Source organism: Serratia sp. NCCP-200 (assembly GCF_059697885.1).
Genome location: NZ_BAAKUJ010000002.1, coordinates 884,990 through 906,327 on the forward strand (window position 1 = coordinate 884,990; position 21,338 = coordinate 906,327).

14 protein-coding genes are annotated in these 21,338 nt (G+C 55.3%); 11 read left to right on the forward strand and 3 right to left on the reverse strand.

Going from position 1 to position 21,338, the window contains the following annotated elements; translation table 11 throughout:
• Positions 1-116: 116 nt before the first annotated feature.
• From AC6HVW_RS09420 to AC6HVW_RS09470, 11 genes are all read left to right on the forward strand, one after another.
• Positions 117-3,584, forward strand: a complete 3,468-nt coding sequence (locus AC6HVW_RS09420; RefSeq protein WP_186486174.1) for a DNA translocase FtsK 4TM domain-containing protein — start codon at positions 117-119, stop codon at positions 3,582-3,584.
• Positions 3,585-3,769: 185 nt separating this feature from the next.
• A complete protein-coding gene (gene lolA / locus AC6HVW_RS09425) occupies positions 3,770-4,381 on the forward strand; it encodes an outer membrane lipoprotein periplasmic chaperone LolA (protein ID WP_024485997.1) in 612 nt (203 codons plus the stop codon).
• A 7-nt stretch (positions 4,382-4,388) separates the two neighbouring features.
• Positions 4,389-5,732 carry a replication-associated recombination protein A gene (locus tag AC6HVW_RS09430; protein ID WP_037375016.1) on the forward strand — a complete coding sequence of 448 codons (1,344 nt, stop codon included), beginning with the start codon at positions 4,389-4,391 and terminating at the stop codon, positions 5,730-5,732.
• A gap of 108 nt (positions 5,733-5,840) precedes the next feature.
• Complete coding sequence (gene serS, locus AC6HVW_RS09435) at positions 5,841-7,133, forward strand: serine--tRNA ligase (RefSeq protein WP_024529865.1); 1,293 nt, start codon at positions 5,841-5,843, stop codon at positions 7,131-7,133.
• A 262-nt stretch (positions 7,134-7,395) separates the two neighbouring features.
• Positions 7,396-9,849 (forward strand): selenate/tellurate reductase subunit YnfE, encoded by a 2,454-nt coding sequence (ynfE, locus tag AC6HVW_RS09440; protein ID WP_497569363.1) that lies wholly within the window; start codon positions 7,396-7,398, stop codon positions 9,847-9,849.
• Positions 9,850-10,058: 209 nt separating this feature from the next.
• Positions 10,059-12,509 carry a dimethylsulfoxide reductase subunit A gene (gene dmsA / locus AC6HVW_RS09445; protein ID WP_071680749.1) on the forward strand — a complete coding sequence of 817 codons (2,451 nt, stop codon included), beginning with the start codon at positions 10,059-10,061 and terminating at the stop codon, positions 12,507-12,509.
• 10 nt (positions 12,510-12,519) lie between these two features.
• Positions 12,520-13,137: a DMSO/selenate family reductase complex B subunit gene (locus AC6HVW_RS09450; protein WP_024529862.1), complete on the forward strand. Its 618-nt coding sequence runs from the start codon at positions 12,520-12,522 to the stop codon at positions 13,135-13,137.
• A 1-nt stretch (position 13,138) separates the two neighbouring features.
• A complete protein-coding gene (locus AC6HVW_RS09455) occupies positions 13,139-13,999 on the forward strand; it encodes a dimethyl sulfoxide reductase anchor subunit family protein (RefSeq protein WP_497569364.1) in 861 nt (286 codons plus the stop codon).
• Positions 14,000-14,047: 48 nt separating this feature from the next.
• Positions 14,048-14,656 carry a Tat proofreading chaperone DmsD gene (gene dmsD, locus AC6HVW_RS09460; protein ID WP_447888422.1) on the forward strand — a complete coding sequence of 203 codons (609 nt, stop codon included), beginning with the start codon at positions 14,048-14,050 and terminating at the stop codon, positions 14,654-14,656.
• A complete protein-coding gene (napF, locus tag AC6HVW_RS09465; protein WP_497569365.1) occupies positions 14,656-15,222 on the forward strand; it encodes a ferredoxin-type protein NapF in 567 nt (188 codons plus the stop codon). The genes dmsD and napF overlap by 1 nt, the downstream gene beginning before the upstream one ends.
• Before the next feature lie 121 nt (positions 15,223-15,343).
• Positions 15,344-16,489 carry an MFS transporter gene (locus AC6HVW_RS09470; protein WP_166734651.1) on the forward strand — a complete coding sequence of 382 codons (1,146 nt, stop codon included), beginning with the start codon at positions 15,344-15,346 and terminating at the stop codon, positions 16,487-16,489.
• Between the two features lie 319 nt (positions 16,490-16,808).
• Here the strand turns inward: AC6HVW_RS09470 and pflA are convergent, their stop codons facing one another.
• The 3 genes from pflA to focA all read right to left on the reverse strand — a co-directional run bounded on the left by pflA (position 16,809) and on the right by focA (position 21,063).
• Positions 16,809-17,549, reverse strand: a complete 741-nt coding sequence (gene pflA, locus AC6HVW_RS09475) for a pyruvate formate lyase 1-activating protein (RefSeq protein ID WP_024484611.1) — start codon at positions 17,547-17,549, stop codon at positions 16,809-16,811.
• 310 nt (positions 17,550-17,859) lie between these two features.
• Positions 17,860-20,142 carry a formate C-acetyltransferase gene (gene pflB, locus AC6HVW_RS09480; RefSeq protein ID WP_024484610.1) on the reverse strand — a complete coding sequence of 761 codons (2,283 nt, stop codon included), beginning with the start codon at positions 20,140-20,142 and terminating at the stop codon, positions 17,860-17,862.
• Positions 20,143-20,202: 60 nt separating this feature from the next.
• Complete coding sequence (gene focA / locus AC6HVW_RS09485) at positions 20,203-21,063, reverse strand: formate transporter FocA (protein ID WP_024484609.1); 861 nt, start codon at positions 21,061-21,063, stop codon at positions 20,203-20,205.
• Positions 21,064-21,338: the final 275 nt, after the last annotated feature.

The following is a 21,338-nucleotide window of genomic DNA, read 5'->3' on the forward strand; positions in this document are numbered from 1 at the left end:
CAGGTGCAAAACCTGATTAAATTCGTTACACTCCTGTTTATTCATACAGTTTTGGCGCCGGGGAAACTTCTCGGCGCCGTTACTCTATCCGTCAACAGGAACCTGGAGTGCCTTTCTTGAGCCAGGAATACACAGAAGATAAAGAAGTTACCCTGAAAAAACTCAGCAGTGGGCGACGTTTGCTCGAGGCTGTGTTGATCGTGGTGGCAATTTTTGCCGTTTACCTTATGGCTGCATTGGTCAGTTTCAATCCTTCCGATCCTAGTTGGTCGCAAACTGCCTGGCATGAGCCTATCCACAATCTGGGCGGCGGGGTAGGCGCATGGTTGGCCGACACGTTGTTCTTCACCTTTGGGGTCCTTGCCTATGCGATCCCACCGATTATGCTGGTGTTGTGCCTGTCTGGTTACCGTCGGCGCGATAACGGCGATTACGTCGATTTCTTTGGGCTCTCGTTACGTTTGATCGGCACATTGGCGCTGGTGCTCACCTCGTGTGGCCTGGCGGCGTTAAACGTTGACGATCTCTATTACTTCGCTTCCGGCGGGGTGATTGGCAGCCTGCTAAGCAATGCCATGTTGCCGTGGTTTAACGGCATTGGCGCCACTTTGGCGCTGCTCGGCATTTGGGCAGTGGGGCTGACGCTGTTCACCGGCTGGTCATGGCTGGTGATTGCGGAAAAAATTGGTGGTGTCGTGCTGGGCGCCGCTACCTTTATGACTAACCGTTCACGCCGTGAAGACCGCTATCACGACGATGACGATGTCGTGTTCGACGATCGCGAAGAAAGCGGCCAACCTGTGGCACCTGCTGCTATGGCAGTAGATGAGGACGACGCGTTGTTCTCTGCCTCTTCCGTGACCGAAACCGCCGAAGAAGAAGCGCAAGATGCCGCAGATCCTTTATTAAGTGGGTTGCGTGCCAGCGATGATGACCTCTCGCTTGCCGAGCCAGCGCCGGTCGTTACTGATATCCCGGTAATGCCGAAAGCGGCCGTTCAGGCTCCGGTCACCGTGGCCCCGACAGCGCCTGCTTCCATCAATCAGCATCCATTAACCCCTGCGCAACCACAAGACACGCCGCCGCTGTATTCGTTTGAACTGCCTGAAGAGACACCGGCACCGAGAACGACGCGCGTAACGGAGCCTTATCGTGAGGAACATGAGCCGCGCCTGGGTGACTGGCAGACCCCCGTTACGCCAAAACCAGAGCCGTCACCGTTTGATTTCTCTGCGGCCCAGCGGGATAGCGACGATGTCATTGGCTCAACGGGTTTCAGCGCCAGAGAGGTAGTGAAGCCAGCGGCGGTTGCCGCAGCCGCAGCAACCGCCGGTGCGGTGAACAACACCTTCATGCCTGCGTTTACTGCCACCAGTGATGCGAGCTCGCAGATCAAGCAGGGCATCGGCCCGGAACTGCCACGGCCAAATCCGGTGCGTATTCCAACCCGGCGTGAGCTGGCCTCCTACGGCATCAAGCTGCCTTCGCAGCGGATCGCGGAGCAGGAGCAGCGCAACCGTGGGGATGAACCTCAGCCAGAACCGTTCAGCAACCCGCAGGAAGAAGATGAAGTCCTGCAAGAAGCTGCATTGCGTCAGGCCTTTGCCGAACAGCAAAGCCAGCGCTATGGCGAAGAGTATTCGCAAGAACAACAAGATGACGAAGATGCGCAGCGTGAGGCCGAACTCGGTCAGGCATTTGCCGCGCAGCAACAGGCTCGCTATGGCGTAGAAGAACCGCAGCCTGAACCAGAACCGGCTCCGGTGACTCGCCCGGTGGATACCCGCCAGGCCTACAGTTTCTCACCGATGGCAGATCTGGTGGATGACGGCCCAACCGAGCCGCTGTTTACCCTGTCGCCACAGCTTGAGGATAGCATCGAGTTGGAAAGCGAGTTGGAAGACGACGTGCCGTTCGGGCAGTTTGAGCCTGAGGCGCCCGCTTATCAGGCACCGCGTCCGCAAGCTCCCCCTGCGCCTGGTTACCAGCCGCAACAGACTTATCAGCCACCCGTTCAGCAGCAACCGCCAGCACCAGCGATGGACAGCCTGATCCATCCATTCCTGATGCGTAATGATATGCCGCTGCAGAAACCGACTACGCCACTGCCAACGCTGGATCTGTTGACCGAGGCCCCGAAAGAGGTCGAACCGGTCGATACCTTTGCGTTGGAACAGAAAGCGCGGCTGGTGGAAGCCAGCCTGGCGGATTACCGCGTCAAGGCCGACGTGGTCGATATTCTGCCTGGCCCGGTCATTACCCGCTTCGAACTGGATTTGGCTCCTGGCGTCAAGGCCGCGCGTATCTCCAACCTGTCGCGCGATCTGGCCCGCTCATTGTCAACTTCCGCCGTGCGTGTGGTGGAAGTGATCCCGGGTAAGCCATACGTCGGCCTGGAACTGCCGAACGTCAAACGACAAACCGTGTATCTGCGCGAAGTGCTGGATTGCCCAGCCTTCCGCGACAACCCATCGCCTCTGGCGATCGTATTGGGTAAAGATATCGCGGGTCAGCCAGTGGTCGCCGATCTGGGTAAAATGCCGCATCTGCTGGTGGCCGGTACCACCGGTTCCGGTAAGTCGGTTGGGGTCAACGCCATGATACTCAGTATCCTGTATAAGGCCACGCCGAAAGAAGTGCGCTTTATCATGATCGACCCGAAAATGCTGGAACTGTCGGTCTACGAAGGCATCCCACATCTGCTGACCGATGTGGTTACCGATATGAAAGACGCCGCCAATGCATTGCGCTGGTGCGTGGCCGAGATGGAGCGCCGCTATAAGCTGATGTCTGCCCTGGGGGTTCGTAACCTGGCAGGCTACAACGAGCGGGTCGATCAGGCCGAGGCGATGGGCCGGCCAATCCCGGATCCGTTCTGGAAGCCAAGCGACAGCATGGATATCACGCCGCCGGTGTTGGAAAAAGAGCCGTACATCGTGGTGATGGTGGATGAATTTGCCGATCTGATCATGACGGTGGGCAAAAAGGTTGAAGAGCTGATCGCTCGTCTGGCACAGAAAGCGCGTGCTGCGGGGATCCACCTGGTGCTGGCAACCCAGCGTCCTTCGGTGGATGTGATCACCGGTTTGATCAAGGCCAACATCCCGACGCGTATCGCCTTTACCGTATCGAGCAAGATCGACTCCCGCACCATTCTCGATCAGGGCGGAGCGGAATCCTTGCTGGGAATGGGTGACATGCTGTATCTGGCACCGAATTCTTCAATACCGGTGCGTGTGCACGGGGCGTTTGTCCGCGATCAGGAAGTTCATGCCGTGGTCAAAGACTGGAAAGCGCGTGAGCGGCCGCAGTATAAAGAGGGTATTCTCAGCGCCGGTGAAGACGGTGAGGGTGGCGCAGGCGGTGGTCTGGACGGTGACGAAGAGCTGGATCCGCTGTTCGATCAGGCGGTCGAGTTTGTGGTGGATAAACGCCGCGCCTCGATTTCCGGTGTACAGCGTCAGTTCCGCATCGGCTACAACCGCGCCGCGCGTATCATCGAACAGATGGAAGCGCAGGGCATTGTCAGCGAGCAGGGGCATAACGGTAACCGTGAGGTGCTGGCTCCGCCGCGGCATGACTGATTGCCATCAGGCGCTGTAACCATAATAAAAGGGCCGCTTTGCGGCCCTTGTGCAAAGAAGCGTAAACCCCTGCTTTATCGGAATCGTGCTCTGGCTGTCAGTCGAGCGCTTCGGGTAGAGTGGAGGTGTTCAGGGTTATATTGACCCAGCTTGCGGTAAACGCATTTCATAAGGTACTTGGAATAATGAAAAAACTGTTGATTGCCTGTTGTCTGCTTTCGGGATTCGCATCTACTTCCGTATTGGCGGATGCAGCGCAAGATTTGCAAAGTCGTCTGGCGAAAGTAAACAGTTTCCATGCCAGTTTCTCCCAATCGGTCACCAGTAGCGATGGCGCTGCAGTGCAGCAAGGGGAAGGCGAATTATGGGTAAAACGCCCCAATCTGTTTAACTGGCACATGACCTCGCCGGATGAGAGCGTGCTGGTTTCGGACGGGGAGACCCTGTGGTTCTACAACCCGTTCGTCGAGCAGGTGACGGCCACCTGGCTGAAGAACGCCACTGGCAATACGCCCTTTATGCTGATCACCCGTAACGATGCTAACGACTGGAAAAAATACAACGTGAAGCAGAAAGGCGATGATTTCGAACTGACGCCAAAGGCCAGCAGCGGTAATCTGAAGCAGTTTGCCATCACCGTGACCAATAGCGGCACCATCAAGAGCTTTGCTGCGGTTGAGCAAGATGGCCAGCGTAGCGCTTATCAGTTGAAGAGCCAGCAGAGCAGCAGCGTTGATGCTGCCAAATTCAAATTTACCCCACCGAAGGGGGTGACGCTGGACGACCAGCGCCAGTGAGGTCTACGTGAGCAACATGTCACTCGATTTTTCCCATAATGAGTTCCAGCCACTGGCCGCGCGTATGCGGCCAACCACGTTGGCACAATACATTGGCCAGCAGCATTTGCTGGCCCCTGGCAAGCCGTTGCCACGCGCCATCGAGGCTGGGCAATTGCACTCTATGATCCTGTGGGGGCCGCCGGGAACCGGGAAAACGACGCTGGCAGAGTTGATTGGCCGCTATGGCCGGGCCGATGTTGAGCGTATCTCAGCGGTAACCTCCGGCATCAAGGAGATCCGCGAAGCCATCGAGCGCGCCCGGCAAAACCGCGATGCAGGCCGCCGCACCATCCTGTTTGTTGATGAAGTCCACCGCTTCAATAAAAGCCAGCAGGATGCCTTCCTGCCACATATCGAAGACGGCACCATTACCTTTATCGGCGCCACCACGGAAAATCCCTCCTTTGAGCTGAACTCGGCGTTGCTGTCCCGCGCGCGGGTCTATCTGCTCAAAGCGCTGACGGCGGACGACATCGGCCAGGTGCTGGATCAGGCCATGGAAGACAAGGCACGGGGTTTTGGCGATCAAAACATCGAGCTGCCGCCGGAAACCAAGCGCATGCTGTCAGAGCTGGTGGGTGGCGATGCCCGCCGCGCCTTGAACAGCCTGGAGATGATGGCCGATATGGCGGAAATCGACGGCAAAGGCATGCGGGTATTAACCCCGGAACTGCTCAAAGAGGTCTCCGGTGAACGCAGCGCGCGCTTCGATAACAAAGGCGATCGCTATTACGATCTGATTTCAGCGCTGCATAAATCCGTGCGTGGCTCGGCACCGGATGCCGCCTTGTACTGGTATGCACGTATTATTACTGCCGGTGGCGATCCGCTGTATGTTGCGCGCCGCCTGTTGGCCATTGCCTCTGAAGACGTTGGCAACGCCGATCCACGCGGAATGCAGGTGGCCATTGCCGCCTGGGATTGCTTCACCCGCGTTGGCCCCGCGGAAGGGGAACGCGCCATCGCACAGGCGATCGTTTATCTGGCCTGCGCGCCAAAAAGCAACGCCGTCTATACCGCCTTTAAAGCCGCCATGCGTGATGCCAAAGAGATGGCGGACTATGACGTGCCGGAGCATCTGCGTAACGCACCGACCAAGCTGATGAAGGAAATGGGTCTGGGCGCAGAATATCGCTATGCCCATGACGAACCCAACGCCTATGCGGCCGGAGAGAGCTATTTCCCGGCGGAAATGGCCACCACGCGCTACTATCATCCAACCTCGCGCGGGCTGGAAGGCAAAATCGGTGAAAAGTTGGCATGGCTGGCTGAGCAGGATCAAAATAGCCAGACAAAACGCTACCGCTAGCGTTGCCGTTGCGGTAAGGTTAGCGGGTATCACACTTCTTTTATGCGGCTATACCGTTGCGGCATAAAACACAATTTCTCTTTCAATAACAACAAGCACAGGATTAGCATGCTCGATCCCAATCTGCTGCGTAATGAGCTAGACGCAGTCGCCGTAAAACTGGCTCGCAGAGGCTTTAAACTCGATCTGGATCTGCTGCGTTCGCAAGAAGAGCGCCGTAAGGTTCTGCAGGTAGAAACTGAAACACTGCAGGCAGAACGTAACTCCCGATCGAAATCCATCGGCGCGGCCAAAGCGCGCGGTGAAGATATCGAGCCACTGCGTCGCGAAGTGAACGAACTGGGTGACAAGCTGGATGCTGCCAAGGCCGCACTGGATAAGCTGCAGAACGAGATCCGTGATTACGCGTTGGTGATGCCGAACGTGCCGGACGACGCGGTGCCGGATGGCAAAGACGATAGCGAAAACCTGGAAATCTGCCGCTGGGGCGAACCGCGTCAGTACGATTTCCCGGTACGCGATCACGTTGAGCTGGGCGAAATGGCCGGTGGGCTGGACTTTGCCGCTGCGGTGAAACTGACCGGTGCGCGTTTTGTGGTGATGAAAGGCCAAATGGCTCGTATGCACCGTGCGTTGGCCCAGTTCATGCTGGACCTGCACACGGAACAGCACGGCTATATGGAAACCTACGTGCCGTATCTGGTGAACCATGCCACGCTGTACGGTACTGGTCAGTTGCCGAAGTTTGGTGAAGATCTGTTCCATACCAAACCACTGGAAGAAGAATCGGAAAGCAGCAACTATGCGCTTATCCCAACTGCGGAAGTGCCAGTTACCAACCTGGTGCGTGACGAGATCCTCGATGAAGAAGATCTGCCGCTGAAGATGACCGCGCATACGCCATGCTTCCGTTCAGAAGCCGGTTCTTACGGGCGTGACACCCGTGGCCTGATCCGTATGCACCAGTTCGACAAGGTCGAAATGGTCCAGATCGTGCGCCCAGAAGACTCGATGAATGCGCTGGAAGAGTTGACCGGCCATGCGGAGAAAGTGCTGCAATTGCTGAACCTGCCATATCGTAAAGTGCTACTGTGCACCGGTGATATCGGTTTTGGTTCCTGCAAAACCTACGATCTGGAAGTGTGGCTACCTGCGCAGAACACCTATCGTGAGATCTCTTCCTGCTCCAACATGGGAGATTTTCAGGCGCGTCGTATGCAGGCTCGTTGCCGCAGCAAAACCGAGAAAAAACCACGCCTGGTGCACACGCTGAACGGTTCTGGTTTGGCCGTAGGCCGTACTCTGGTTGCCGTGCTGGAAAACTACCAGCAGGCAGATGGCCGTATTCAGGTGCCTGAAGCATTGCGTCCTTACATGGGCGGCCTGGAATATATCGGTTAATCCACCTCACGGTGGTAGCAAAATAGTCTATCGAAAGCGCCTACGGGCGCTTTTTTCGTTTGAATGGTTTTTTATTTACGAATGAAAGCTACATTTATTGATAGCAGACAAAGTTTACTACCCCCTAATGAGTAATATCCTTACTTATGGAGGGGGAATCGTTTTTCCACATCAAACCACCCAGCGCTAATTCAGCTTCCTCCTGTCTCTGCCAACCAAGGCATGACGTTTCCCGTTGTTCGGGCAAGACCAGGAGTGAGCTATGTCGAAGCAAAAATCTGCAGCATCATCATCCAACGGTATCAGCCGCCGTACGCTAATGAAATCCGGCACGGTAGCGGGCTTGACCCTGGCCGCTAGCGGTTTTTCGTTGCCTTTTAGCCGCCATGCCGTGGCAGAAACGGTCGGCACCGCGGTGCAACCCGTGCCTCAGGATAAAGTGGTGTGGGGAGCCTGCTCGGTTAACTGTGGCAGCCGCTGTGCCTTGCGGCTACACGTGCGCGATGATGAAGTTTACTGGGTGGAAACCGACAACACGGGCGACGATGTTTACGGTAACCACCAGGTGCGCGCCTGTCTGCGTGGCCGCTCCATGCGTCGGCGCATGAACCATCCGGAACGTCTGAATTACCCGATGAAACGCGTCGGCAAACGTGGTGAAGGCAAATTCAAACGCATCAGTTGGGAAGAGGCTTACAGAGAAATCGCCGCCAGCCTGCAACGTATCGTCGCCAAATACGGCAATGAAGCGGTTTACATCAACTACACCTCCGGCATTGTCGGCGGCAATATTACCCGTTCTTCACCCTATGCCTCGCTGGTCGCCCGTCTGATGAACTGTTACGGCGGTTTTCTCAGCCACTATGGCACCTACAGTACCGCCCAGATCGCCTGCGCCATGCCTTATACCTACGGCAGCAATGAAGGTAACAGCACCTCTGATATCGAAAACAGTAAGCTGGTGGTGCTGTTCGGCAACAATCCGGCGGAAACCCGCATGAGCGGCGGTGGCATCACCTACTTCCTGGAGCAGGCGCGGGAACGTTCTAACGCGCGCATGATCGTCATCGATCCGCGTTATACGGATACGGCCGCAGGGCGGGAAGATGAGTGGATCCCAATCCGGCCTGGTACAGATGCCGCACTGGTCGCCGGATTGGCGCATGTGTTGATCAGCGAGGATATGGTCGACCAACCGTTCCTGGATAATTACTGCGTGGGTTACGATGAAAAAACCTTACCCGCCGGTGCACCTGCCAACGGTCATTACAAGGCCTATATTCTGGGGCAGGGCGAGGACGGTGTTGAGAAAACTCCCCAGTGGGCATCGCAAATCACCGGCATTCCGGCCGAGCGCATCATCAAACTGGCACGTGAGATTGGCAGTGCCAAACCGGCCTATATCTCGCAAGGTTGGGGGCCACAGCGCCAGGCAAATGGTGAACTCACCTCGCGGGCTATTGCCATGCTGCCGATCCTGACCGGCAACGTAGGGATTAACGGCGGTAACAGCGGTGCGCGTGAATCAACCTATACCATCACCATAGAGCGGATGCCGGTGCTGGAAAATCCGGTAAAAACGCAGATTTCCTGCTTCAGCTGGACCGATGCCATCGCCCGCGGCCCGGAAATGACCGCCAAACGTGATGGGATACGCGGCAAAGACAAGTTGGACGTGCCGATCAAGTTCATCTGGAACTATGCCGGTAACACCATTACCAACCAGCACTCCGATATCAACAAAACCCACGACATTCTGCAGGATGACTCTCAGTGTGAAATGATCGTGGTGCTGGAAAACTTTATGACCTCTTCGGCGAAATACGCCGATATTCTGCTGCCGGATCTGATGACGGTCGAGCAGGAGGACATTATCCCGAACGATTATGCCGGCAATATGGGCTACCTGATTTTTATCCAGCCGGCCACTTCTGCCAAGTTTGAGCGTAAACCTATCTATGAAGTGATGAGCGAGGTGGCGCGTCGCCTTGGGCCTGAGGTACATCAAAAATTTACCGAAGGGCGCACCCAGGAGCAGTGGCTGCAATACCTGTACGCCAAAATGCTGGCGAAGGACCCGCAGCTACCTTCCTATGAAGCCTTGCGCAGCATGGGGATTTACAAGCGTAAAGACCCGAATGGGCACTTTGTGGCCTATAAAAAATTCCGTGACGATCCCGCAGCCAACCCGTTGAAGACGCCTTCAGGCAAGATCGAGATCTATTCGGCTAAGTTGGCAGAGATTGCCAACAGTTGGGAGCTGGAGAAGGACGAAACCATCAGCCCGCTGCCGGTCTACGCCTCAACCTTTGAAGGTTGGGATGACCCGTTGCGTAACACCTACCCGCTGCAAATGTTCGGTTTCCACTATAAGGCCCGGACCCACTCCAGCTACGGCAATATCGATGTGCTGCAGGCGGCTTGCCCGCAGGAAGTCTGGATTAACCCGCTGGATGCCAGCCAGCGCGGCATTGCCAGCGGTGAAACGGTGCGGGTATTCAATGGCCGTGGCGAAGTTCGCGTGGCCGCCAAAGTCACACCGCGCATCATGCCGGGCGTGGTAGCTATGGGACAAGGAGCCTGGCATCAGGCCAACATGAACGGCGATCGTATCGATCACGGTGCCTGCATGAATACGCTTACCACCCACCGGCCATCGCCGCTGGCGAAAGGTAACCCGCAGCATACCAACCTGATCGAGATCGAAAAGTTATGAAATAATTATCATTATCAATAATGGCAGTGATATCAACTATTTATTGATTGTGAACAAGGTGGAACTACCCCTTTAGGAGGATAGTTCCACCTAGAGCAGGTCAAAATAAAAAAATCATTACCTGCCATTTAAACCGGTCTGCGTAGTTGATTGCAGATTTTCCTGTAGCCATACCCCTGGCTGATTGAAGCAACCCAGAGCGAAATATTATGAGCGAGTCCCCCAAAAAACCTCTAACCGGCTTTCAGTGTTCCAGACGAAAGCTGGTTAAAAACAGTGCCATTGGCGGGCTTGCCCTTGCCGTTGGTGGCGTTTCTTTGCCTTTCAGCCGTCGTGCCAACGCTGAAACCTCCCCGACATCCGCCCTTGCCAAACCCGAAGAAAAAGTGGTGTGGAGTGCTTGTACGGTAAACTGCGGTAGCCGTTGCCCACTGCGGATGCATGTGGTCGACGGTATGATCAAATATGTCGAAACGGATAATACTGGCAACGACGAGTACCAAGAGTTGCATCAGGTTCGTGCCTGCCTGCGTGGGCGCTCAATGCGCCGCCGCGTGTATAACCCGGACCGCCTGAAGTACCCCATGCTCCGCGTGGGCAAGCGGGGCGAAGGAAAATTCAAGCAGATAAGCTGGGATGAAGCCTACACGCTGATCGCTGACAACATGAAGCGCATCATCAAAGACTATGGCAATGAAGCCATCTATTTGAACTACGGCACCGGCACCTTGGGGGGCACAATAACCCGCTCCTGGCCACCGGGTTCTACGTTGATCGCGCGCCTGATGAACTGCTGCGGCGGCTATCTGAACCACTATGGTGACTACAGCACCGCGCAGATCGCCATGGGGCTGAATTATACCTATGGCGGTTGGGCGGACGGTAACAGCCCGACGGACATCGAAAACAGCAAGCTGGTGGTGCTGTTCGGCAATAACCCTGGCGAAACCCGCATGAGCGGCGGTGGAGTCACCTACCTGCTGGAGCAGGCGCGTGAGCGTTCGAATGCACGCATGATTGTGATCGATCCGCGCTACACCGATACCGCTGCCGGTCGGGAAGACGAGTGGATCCCAATTCGCCCTGGCACCGATGCGGCACTGGTTGCCGGGTTGGCGCATGTGTTAATCAGCGAGAATTTGGTCGATCAGCCGTTCCTTGATAAATACTGCGTGGGTTACGACGAAAAAACCTTACCTGCGGGGGCTCCAGCTAATGGGCACTATAAAGCCTATATTCTGGGCCAAGGTGACGACGGCATTGAGAAGACGCCGGCCTGGGCCTCAAAAATTACCGGTATCCCGGCCGACCGCATTGTCAAACTGGCGCGCGAAATTGGCAGTACCAAACCGGCGTTCATTTCCCAAGGTTGGGGGCCGCAACGCCATGCCAACGGTGAGTTGACCTCACGTGCCATCGCCATGTTGCCGATCCTCACCGGTAACGTCGGGATCCATGGCGGTAACACGGGGGCACGCGAAGGCTCCTACGGCCTGCCGTTTGTTCGGATGCCGACCTTGGAGAATCCGGTTAAAACCAGCATCTCCATGTTCATGTGGACCGATGCCATTCTGCGCGGGCCGGAAATGACCGCCAAGCGTGACGGCGTGCAGGGCAAGGACAAGCTGGACGTGCCGATCAAGTTTATCTGGAACTATGCCAGTAACTGTCTGATCAACCAGCACTCAGAAATCAACCGTACCCATGACATTCTGCAAGACGAGAAGAAGTGCGAGATGATCGTGGTAATCGATAACCACATGACCTCGTCGGCGAAATATGCCGATCTGGTGCTGCCAGATTGCACCGCCTCTGAGCAGATGGATTTCTGTCTGGATGCCTCAAGCGGCAATATGGGTTACGTCATCTTCGCCGATCAGGCGATCAAGCCGCAGTTTGAATGTAAGAACATTTATGAAATGACCAGCGAGATCGCCCGACGTATGGGGGTTGAGCAGGCCTTCACCGAGGGGCGGACTCAGGAAGAGTGGCTGCGTCACCTTTATCAGCAGTCCCGCGAAGCCATTCCGGCGCTACCGGACTTTGAACAGTTCCTCAAGCAAGGGATCTTCAAGCAGCGCGATCCCGATGGTCACCATGTGGCTTACAAAGCCTTCCGGGCCGATCCGCAGGCTAATCCACTGAAAACGCCTTCAGGCAAGATCGAGATCTATTCTGCCCAACTGGCGGAGCTGGCAGCGACTTGGGAATTATCCAAGGACGACGTTATCGATCCGCTGCCGGTGTATGCGGCCGGTTTCGAAAGCCCCGACGATCCGTTAAGCAGCAAGTATCCATTGCAGATGACCGGTTTCCACTACAAGGCCAGAACCCACTCTACCTACGGTAACGTCGACGTGCTGAAGGCCGCTTGCCGCCAGGAGATGTGGATCAACCCGATTGATGCGCAATCCCGCGGCATAGCCAACGGGGACCTGATCCGTATTTACAACGATCGGGGTGAGGTACGCATTAATGCCAAGGTGACGCCACGCATGTTGCCGGGCGTGGTCGCTATGGGCGAAGGAGCCTGGTATGCGCCAGATGGTAGCCGTATCGATCATGCTGGCAGTATCAACGTGCTGACCACCCAGCGCCCGTCGCCGTTGGCCAAGGGCAATCCTTCTCACACCAATCTGGTCCAGGTCGCCAAACTTTAAGGAGTAGCTGATGACTACGCAATATGGATTCTACATTGATTCGAGTCGTTGCACCGGCTGCAAAACCTGCGAGCTGGCCTGCAAAGACTATAAAAACCTAACCCCGGACGTCAGCTTCCGCCGCATCTATGAGTATGCCGGGGGCGACTGGCAGCAGGACGGCGATAGCTGGCACCAAAACGTGTTTGCCTATTACCTGTCGATCGCCTGTAACCACTGCGAAGACCCGGCCTGTACCAAAGTGTGCCCAAGTGGCGCCATGCACAAGCGAGAAGACGGTTTTGTGGTGGTGAATGAAGAGGTGTGCATCGGTTGCCGCTACTGCCATATGGCATGCCCGTACGGCGCACCGCAGTACAACGAAGCGAAAGGGCACATGACCAAGTGCGATGGCTGCTATGAGCGCGTTGCCGTTGGCCAAAAGCCGATTTGTGTCGAGTCCTGCCCGCTGCGTGCCCTGGACTTTGGCCCGATCGACGAACTGCGTAAACAACATGGCACCCTGGCGCAAGTGGCACCGTTACCGGCCGCGCATTTCACCAAACCGTGCATCGTACTGAAACCTAACGCCAACAGCCGCCCGAGTGGTGACACTACCGGCCATCTGGCTAATCCGAAGGAGGTTTAAAATGGGAACGGGATGGCATGAATGGCCGCTGATGGTGTTCACCGTATTAGGGCAGTTTGTGGTGGGCGGCGTTATCGTAATGGGGCTGGCGTTGATCGCCGGTAATCTGACCGATCGCCAGAGCAAGGCGGTACACGGTTCTATGTTTTTCCTGTGGTTGCTGATGGGGATCGCCTTTATCGCCTCCGTGATGCACCTGGGGACACCGATCAGGGCCTTTAACTCGCTCAATCGCATCGGTGAGTCGGCGTTGAGTAATGAAATCGCCAGCGGTTCGATATTCTTTGCGGTTGGTGGCCTTTATTGGCTGCTGGCCGTGTTGAAAAAAATGCCGCCGGCGCTGGGTAAAGCCTGGCTGGTGCTCACCATGGTGCTAGGCCTGCTGTTTGTCTACGCCATGACGCGTGTCTACCAGATCGATACCGTACCGACCTGGCATAACGGTTACACCACGTTGAACTTCTTCCTGTCGGTGTTTATCGGCGGGCCGCTGTTGGGTGTGTTGCTGCTGAGGGCGGCCGGGCTGCAAGTGGCTGGCCGTGGTCAACTGATGATGATCAGCGTGCTGGCGCTGCTGCTTAGCCTGTGCTCGGCGCTGTTGCAGGGCAGTGAGTTGGCGACCATCAGCAGCTCGGTACAGCAGGCGTCGGCGCTGATCCCGGAATATGGCCAACTGATGGTATGGCGGCTGGTATTGCTGGTTCTCGGCCTGGGTTGCTGGATTTGCCCGCAGTTGCGCCGTGGTAACGCCAGTGTAATGGGGTTGACCTTGGGCTTTGTGTTAGTCTTTGCCGGTGAGTTGATTGGCCGTGGCGTGTTCTACGGCCTGCATATGACCGTTGGCATGGCCGTGGCTGGCTAACGTTAATCTGGGCGCGGCCTGGCTGCGCCCCTGGAGAAGCCCCAAGTTATGATGCTTGAAAAAATTGCCCTGACTGGCCGTGTGCTAGGTGTTTTATTGTATGCCCCACCGGAGAGCAAAGAGTGCCAGCCATTACTGGACTCCCTGGCCGACCCGCAGTGGTTGACCGAATGGCCTTATGAAGGCGCACAAGAAGCGGCAGCCCTGATCGCCGAAGGCTTGGCTGGAAACCAGCCAGAGACGCTGTCAGAGGCCTATCAACGCCTGTTTGTTGGACCACATACGCTGGTTGCTCCGCCTTGGGGTTCGGTCTATCTGGATAGAGAGAGCGTGCTGTTTGGTGATTCGACGCTGCGCCTGCGCCAATGGCTGCGGGTGAACGGTATCGAAGCCCAGCGCGACCAGAATGAGCCGGAAGACCATATTGGCACTTTGCTGATGATGGCGGCCTGGTTGGCCGAAGAGAAGCAGCACAAAATGATTTCCGGGCTGATTGCGCTGCACATTCTTCCGTGGGCACCGCGTTATCTGGAGCTGCTGCAGCAACATGCCGGACATCCGTTCTATCAAGGTGTGGCGCAGTTGGCACAAATCACGCTGGCAGCCTGGGCGGAAGAGTGCCCGTCACCGGTGCCGAGCCTGGAGCTGTATTTCTAATGAACAACGACCAGCAGTTATCTGCGCAAGGCAATAGCCGCCGCCGGTTGCTGACTGGTTGGCTGGATCGTAGTAAAGCCTTGCCGGAACAGGATACGCCCTCTGTGATATTGCCTGCGGTGGCTCGTCCACCTCAGGCTTTGCCGGAGGCGTTGTTCAGCGCGTTGTGCAACGGCTGTGGCGGCTGCGTGAGCAGTTGCCCGTACGGTTTATTGAACCTCGAGCAAGGCAAGCCGGTATTGAGCATCGATTTCACCGAGTGCGATGTCTGCCGCAAATGCACCGCCGCCTGCCAAACAGGGGCGCTGCGTGACAAAATGCCCTGCGACACGCTGCTGCGCCCGCGAATTAGCCATAGCTGCCTGGGGCGCCAGGACAGCTGCCGGATGTGTACCATCAACTGTCCGCAACAGGCTTTATCCTTCCAGCTTTCTGAAAACGGTGCCCGCCAATTGCAGTGTGACGATACGCTGTGTAATGGCTGCGGGCTGTGCAAGCTATCTTGCTTTCATGGGCATATTTCCCTGGCCGCCTCAGGTGAAAAATCGTTGCCGGAACAGCTATAAAGCCAGTTTTAACCCATTGTTAAACATATTGTGCGATCGCCCGTTAACCGCCGATTGACTTTTTTATCGCCAGTGGCATGATGCGCGCACTCTACTCTGTCTGCTCGGTTTCAATTTCACTATGTCCGCATATTCTCGCCCAGTGCTTATGTTGCTCTGCGGCCTATTGCTGCTTACGGTTTCCATCGCCGTTTTGAACACTTTGGTTCCCCTCTGGTTAACCCATGCTCAATTGCCAACCTGGCAAGTAGGGGTGGTCAGTTCGTCTTACTTTACCGGGAATCTGATGGGAACGCTGGTGGCGGGCAAACTGATCAAGCGGATTGGCTTTACCCGCAGCTATCATCTTGCCTGTCTGGTCTTTGCCTTCGCTACCGTGGGTATGGTGCTGTCGCTGGACTTCTGGAGCTGGATCGGCTGGCGCTTCTTTGCCGGGGTAGGGTGTGCCTGGATTTGGGTGATCGTTGAAAGCGCGCTGTTGCGCAGTGGTAATCTGAGTAACCGTGGCCAACTGTTGGCGGCGTATATGATAGTTTACTATCTCGGTACGGTTGCGGGGCAGTTGCTGCTAAGCAGTGTTTCAACCGAGCTGCTGGATGTGGTGCCGTGGGTGACCGCCGTTGTGATGGCCGCCATGCTGCCAATGCTGTTTGCGCGGGTTAATAACCAAGATGACGAGCCGCAGCAGGCCTCAATCTGGCAGATGTTCAAACGTCGTGACGCCCGGTTGGGCATCAACGGCTGTATTATCTCGGGGATCGTGCTGGGCTCACTGTACGGCCTGATGCCGCTTTATTTAAACCATCAGGGGATGAGTGATGCCAACGTGGGTTACTGGATGGCGCTGCTGGTCAGTTCCGGCATCGTGGGTCAGTGGCCTGTAGGGCGTTTGGCCGATCGCTATGGCCGCTTACTGGTGCTGCGCATTCAGGTGTTCGTGGTGATCCTTGCCAGCATCGCAATGCTGGGGAACTATGCGATGGCTCCGGCGCTGTTTATGCTTGGCTGTGCTGGTTTTACCTTATACCCGGTGGCGATGTCCTGGGCCTGCGAAAAGGTGCTGCCGCATCAGTTGGTGGCGATGAACCAGACATTGTTGATGAGCTATACCGTCGGTAGCTTGATCGGCCCATCGATGACCTCGATGCTGATGCAGAGCTACTCTGATCGGCTGCTGTTTGTGATGATTGCGGTAGTGGCTTTGGTTTATCTGGTTATGCTGCTGAAGAAGCCCGACCATCACCACACCCCGTTGGCAGCGGCCTGACCCCTCACCCCAACCCTCTCCCACAGGGAGAGGGAGCTGATTCGGCGCCGTTTTGGGGCCTTAGTCATTCTGTGACAGACTAAGGCCATTAGAGCCGGAATTTGGTGCGAGAGTAAATGTATGGGATTTCACCCGAAGGAATAGGGAGCTGATTCGGCGCTGCAGTCAGGTGCAGAAGTCAGTCTGTGGCCCGTTTCCATCCCCCAAATGAGAGGGAGGGGCGCCTCGGTGTTGAAGTTAGGTATATGAGTTAAGCTGTGGCACGTTCGGTCCCCTCTCCCTGTGGGAGAGGGTTAGGGTGAGGGGCATCTGTGGGAGCTTAATAGATCACTTTGTGGCCGTAGCTTTCCAGGATCCCCTTCACGCGATCCATGGTGTCGGCCTTAGGCGGATGAACGCCGTCCAGCTTGTACTCTTCACCCATCGCGATCCATTTGTGCTTGCCCAGTTCGTGGTAAGGCAACAGCTCGATCTTCTCGATATTGGTCATATCCTTGGTGAACTCACCGAGCAGATGCGTCGATTTATCATCATCAGACCAGCCCGGCACCACCACGTAGCGGATCCAGGTGCGTTGATTACGCTTGGCCAGATAACGGGCAAACTCCAGCGTGCGATGGTTGGAAACCCCCACCAGGTTCTGGTGAATATCGTCATTCATCTGTTTCAGATCGAGCATCACCAGATCGGTGGTATCCAGCAGCTCATCGATCACCGGGTCGTAACGGCGGACAAAACCGTTGGTGTCCAGACAGGTGCTGATCCCTTCCTTGTGACAGGCGCGGAACCAGTCGCGAACAAATTCGGCCTGCAGGATCGCTTCGCCGCCGGACGCCGTTACGCCGCCGCCGGAAGCGTTCATAAAGTGACGGTAGGCCACGGTATCAGTCATCAGCTCTTCAACCGTGACCTCCTTGCCGCCGTGGGTGTCCCAGGTATCGCGGTTATGGCAGTACAGGCAGCGCATCAGGCAACCCTGGAAGAACACGATAAAGCGGATACCAGGGCCATCAACGGTGCCACAGGATTCGAAAGAGTGGATGCGGCCTTTCAAGGACATTGCGGGTTTCTCCAAAATCGACTGTCAAACGCAGTCTACAATAGGCTGGTAACCGCCAGGCAGGGATCAACGATGTGGCGAAAAAAAGGTGCCAGGTAAAACGATTCCTGTTGGCCGGTTACATACCGGTTCACTGTTTTGCCAGATATCCATGCAGTATATACCTATCACAGGCTGAGCAGCAGCGTAGATACCTGGCAAAACAGACTCAAGACCAGAGTCAGGGGGTACTTAGTAAAAAGGCCGGAATATCCGGCCTTGGTAAGACTTGTTCAGCGGGGCAGAGCGATCCGCCCCGGAGAAACCGCGATTAGATCGACTGGGTGAAAGTACGAGTAATCACGTCTTGTTGCTGTTCTTTAGTCAACGAGTTGAAGCGCACTGCGTAACCCGATACGCGGATGGTCAGCTGAGGATATTTCTCAGGGTTTTCCATCGCGTCCAGCAGCATTTCACGGTTCATCACGTTCACGTTAAGGTGCTGACCACCTTCGATGGACGCTTCGTGGTGGAAGTAACCATCCATCAGACCCGCAAGGTTGGCTTTACGCACGTCGTCATCTTTACCCAACGCGTTAGGCACGATGGAGAAGGTGTAAGAGATACCATCTTTCGCATAGGCAAACGGCAGTTTGGCTACGGAAGTCAGAGAGGCTACAGCACCTTTCTGATCGCGGCCGTGCATTGGGTTGGCACCTGGACCAAATGGAGCGCCAGCACGACGGCCATCTGGGGTGTTACCGGTTTTCTTACCATAAACCACGTTAGAGGTGATGGTCAGCACGGACTGAGTTGGTACCGCATTACGGTAGGTACGCAGTTTCTGAATTTTCTTCATGAAACGTTCTACCAGGTCGCAAGCGATGTCATCTACGCGAGAATCGTTGTTACCGAACTGCGGGTATTCACCTTCGATTTTGAAGTCGACAGCCAGGCCGTCTTCGTCACGGATGGTGGATACTTTGGCGTACTTGATGGCAGACAGGGAGTCGGCTGCTACGGACAGACCCGCGATACCACAAGCCATGGTGCGATAAACATCACGGTCATGCAGAGCCATCAGCGCAGCTTCATAGCTGTACTTGTCGTGCATGTAGTGAATGATGTTCAACGAGGTCACATACTGTTTGGCCAGCCAGTCCATGAAGTGGTCCATACGTTCCATGACTTTGTCATAGTCCAGTACGGTGTCCATCATTGGGGCTTCTTTCGGGCCAACCTGCATTTTCAGTTTTTCATCAACGCCGCCGTTGATTGCGTACAACATGGTTTTCGCCAGGTTGGCACGCGCACCGAAGAACTGCATTTGCTTACCGACAATCATCGGGCTGACGCAACAGGCGATGGCATAGTCATCGTTGTTGAAGTCTGGGCGCATCAGGTCGTCGTTTTCATACTGTACGGAGGAGGTGTCGATAGACACTTTCGCAGCGTATTTTTTGAAGTTCAACGGCAGTTTTTCAGACCACAGGATGGTCATGTTTGGCTCTGGAGATGGCCCCATGGTGTACAGCGTGTTCAGGAAGCGGAAGCTGTTTTTGGTCACCAGCGTACGACCATCAACACCCATACCTGCCAGGGATTCTGTTGCCCAGATAGGGTCACCAGAGAACAGCTCATCATACTCAGGAGTACGCAGGAAGCGAACCATACGCAGTTTCATGACCAGGTGGTCGATCAGTTCCTGCGCCTGCAGTTCGGTCAGTTTACCGGCCTTGATATCGCGCTCAATGAACACGTCCAGGAAGGTAGATACGCGGCCGAAGGACATGGCTGCACCGTTCTGGGATTTCACCGCGGCCAGGTAGCCGAAGTAGGTCCACTGTACGGCTTCTTGAGCGGTGCTGGCTGGGCCAGAAATGTCGTAGCCGTATTTGGCGGCCATTTCTTTAATCTGAGCCAAGGCACGGTGCTGTTCAGCAATTTCTTCGCGCAGCTGGATGGTCATTTCCAGATCTTCGCCATTTTCCAGACGGGTCTGCAGAGACTTGAACTGGTTCAGCTTGTCGGCCATCAAGAAGTCGATACCGTACAAAGCAACGCGACGGTAGTCACCGATGATACGGCCACGGCCATACGCATCTGGCAGACCGGTCAACACGCCAGACTTACGGCAGTTCAGGATGTCTTTAGTGTAAACATCGAATACGCCCTGGTTGTGGGTTTTGCGGTATTCGGTGAACACTTTCTTCACTTGTGGATCCAGTTCACGGCCATAAACCTTGCATGAACCTTCAACCATCTTGATGCCGCCGAATGGGATCAGCGCGCGTTTCAGAGGAGCATCGGTCTGCAAACCAACGATGGTTTCCAGATCTTTGTTGATATAGCCCGCATCATGAGAAGTCACGGTGGAGACGACGTTGGTATCGAAATCAACTGGCGCATGGGTGCGGTTTTCCAGTTTGATCCCTTCCATAACCTTGTCCCACAGAGTGGTAGTGGCTTGACTTGCGCCAGCCAGGAAGGATTCATCACCCTCGTAAGGAGTGTAGTTTTTCTGGATGAAGTCACGTACGTTGACTTCTTTCTGCCAGTCACCTTCGCTGAAACCTTGCCAAGCGGTCGCTAACTTCTCGTTAAGTTCGGTCATTATACACCTACCTTCTAATGTGGATTTCTTTGTAAACCCGGCGCCGTGCCAGCCAACAGATTAGTGATTCTGTTTGCCGCCACGCAGATAAATTACCCAGTAAGTCAACCCAACCAGTAGACCACCACCAATGATGTTACCGATGGTGACGGGGATCAGGTTGTCGATGATAAAGTTGCTTACGGTCAGATGAGCGAATTGCTCGGGTGCTGCCCCCACGGCTTGCCAAAACTCTGGCGTGGCAAAGTGCTTAACCACTATACCCATAGGGATCATAAACATGTTGGCGATACTGTGCTCAAAGCCGCTGGCAACGAACATGGCTACCGGCAGGATCATGGCGAACATCTTGTCCATCAGGCTGCGGCCGGAGTAGCTCATCCAGACGGCCAGGCAAACCATCAGGTTAGCCAGGATGCCCAGACAGACGGCTTCGATAAAGGTGTGGTGCAGTTTATGGTCGGCGGTTTGCAATACGTTCAAACCCCACAGGCCATTGGCCGCCATATACTCGCCTGAGAACCAGATCAGAGCAACGAAGAACAGGGCACCAATCAGGTTGCCAATATAGACGTTTAACCAGTTAAGAGCCAATTGCCCCCAGGTAATACGCCCGCTGGCTTTGGCGATCACGGTCAGTACGGTGGAGGTAAACAGGTCTGCCCCGCAGACGACGACCAGCATTAACCCCATGGAGAAGCAGATACCACCCACCAGCTTGGCGAGGCCGAAAGGAATGGCGGCGGTGCCGGTGGTCGCTGTGATATAAAAAACAAAGGCGATAGAAATGAACACACCTGCGGTGATCGCTAAATAAAAAGTCGTCAGCGGATGCTTGGTGGCTTTATACACCCCCGCATCCTCGGCAACTTTCGCCATCGCGGCAGGTAACAGCATATCGAAGGGGTTGTCAGCTCTCACACTAACTCTCGCTCTTAAGGGTTATTACAACACACTGAGATACTAGCAAAGCAGTATAGGGTAAAAATTGACTTGGATCATAACGCGCGGAAGTAAAACGGCTTAAAACCGCAAATTTAGTAGGGTTTATTGAGTTATATTATTGATTTTAATGCAAAAAATATTTTTTAATGTTTACAAAAAATTTTGAAGTTAACGCCGTTTTGGACTGGGAAGGGTTAAATTTTTGTACTTATTGTCGCTTTTTGATGAATAAGCATTAATTGATGGTTAAT

What these genes read in the sequence shown, in the direction of transcription:
- dmsA (WP_071680749.1), top strand. Translation starts at nt 10,059, where the DNA reads ATGAGCGAGTCCCCCAAAAAACCTCTAACCGGCTTTCAGTGTTCCAGA.
- AC6HVW_RS09455 (WP_497569364.1), top strand. Translation starts at nt 13,139, where the DNA reads ATGGGAACGGGATGGCATGAATGGCCGCTGATGGTGTTCACCGTATTA.
- AC6HVW_RS09470 (WP_166734651.1), top strand. Translation starts at nt 15,344, where the DNA reads ATGTCCGCATATTCTCGCCCAGTGCTTATGTTGCTCTGCGGCCTATTG.
- pflA (WP_024484611.1), bottom strand. Translation starts at nt 17,549, where the DNA reads ATGTCCTTGAAAGGCCGCATCCACTCTTTCGAATCCTGTGGCACCGTT.
- serS (WP_024529865.1), top strand. Translation starts at nt 5,841, where the DNA reads ATGCTCGATCCCAATCTGCTGCGTAATGAGCTAGACGCAGTCGCCGTA.
- pflB (WP_024484610.1), bottom strand. Translation starts at nt 20,142, where the DNA reads ATGACCGAACTTAACGAGAAGTTAGCGACCGCTTGGCAAGGTTTCAGC.
- lolA (WP_024485997.1), top strand. Translation starts at nt 3,770, where the DNA reads ATGAAAAAACTGTTGATTGCCTGTTGTCTGCTTTCGGGATTCGCATCT.
- dmsD (WP_447888422.1), top strand. Translation starts at nt 14,048, where the DNA reads ATGATGCTTGAAAAAATTGCCCTGACTGGCCGTGTGCTAGGTGTTTTA.
- AC6HVW_RS09450 (WP_024529862.1), top strand. Translation starts at nt 12,520, where the DNA reads ATGACTACGCAATATGGATTCTACATTGATTCGAGTCGTTGCACCGGC.
- ynfE (WP_497569363.1), top strand. Translation starts at nt 7,396, where the DNA reads ATGTCGAAGCAAAAATCTGCAGCATCATCATCCAACGGTATCAGCCGC.
- napF (WP_497569365.1), top strand. Translation starts at nt 14,656, where the DNA reads ATGAACAACGACCAGCAGTTATCTGCGCAAGGCAATAGCCGCCGCCGG.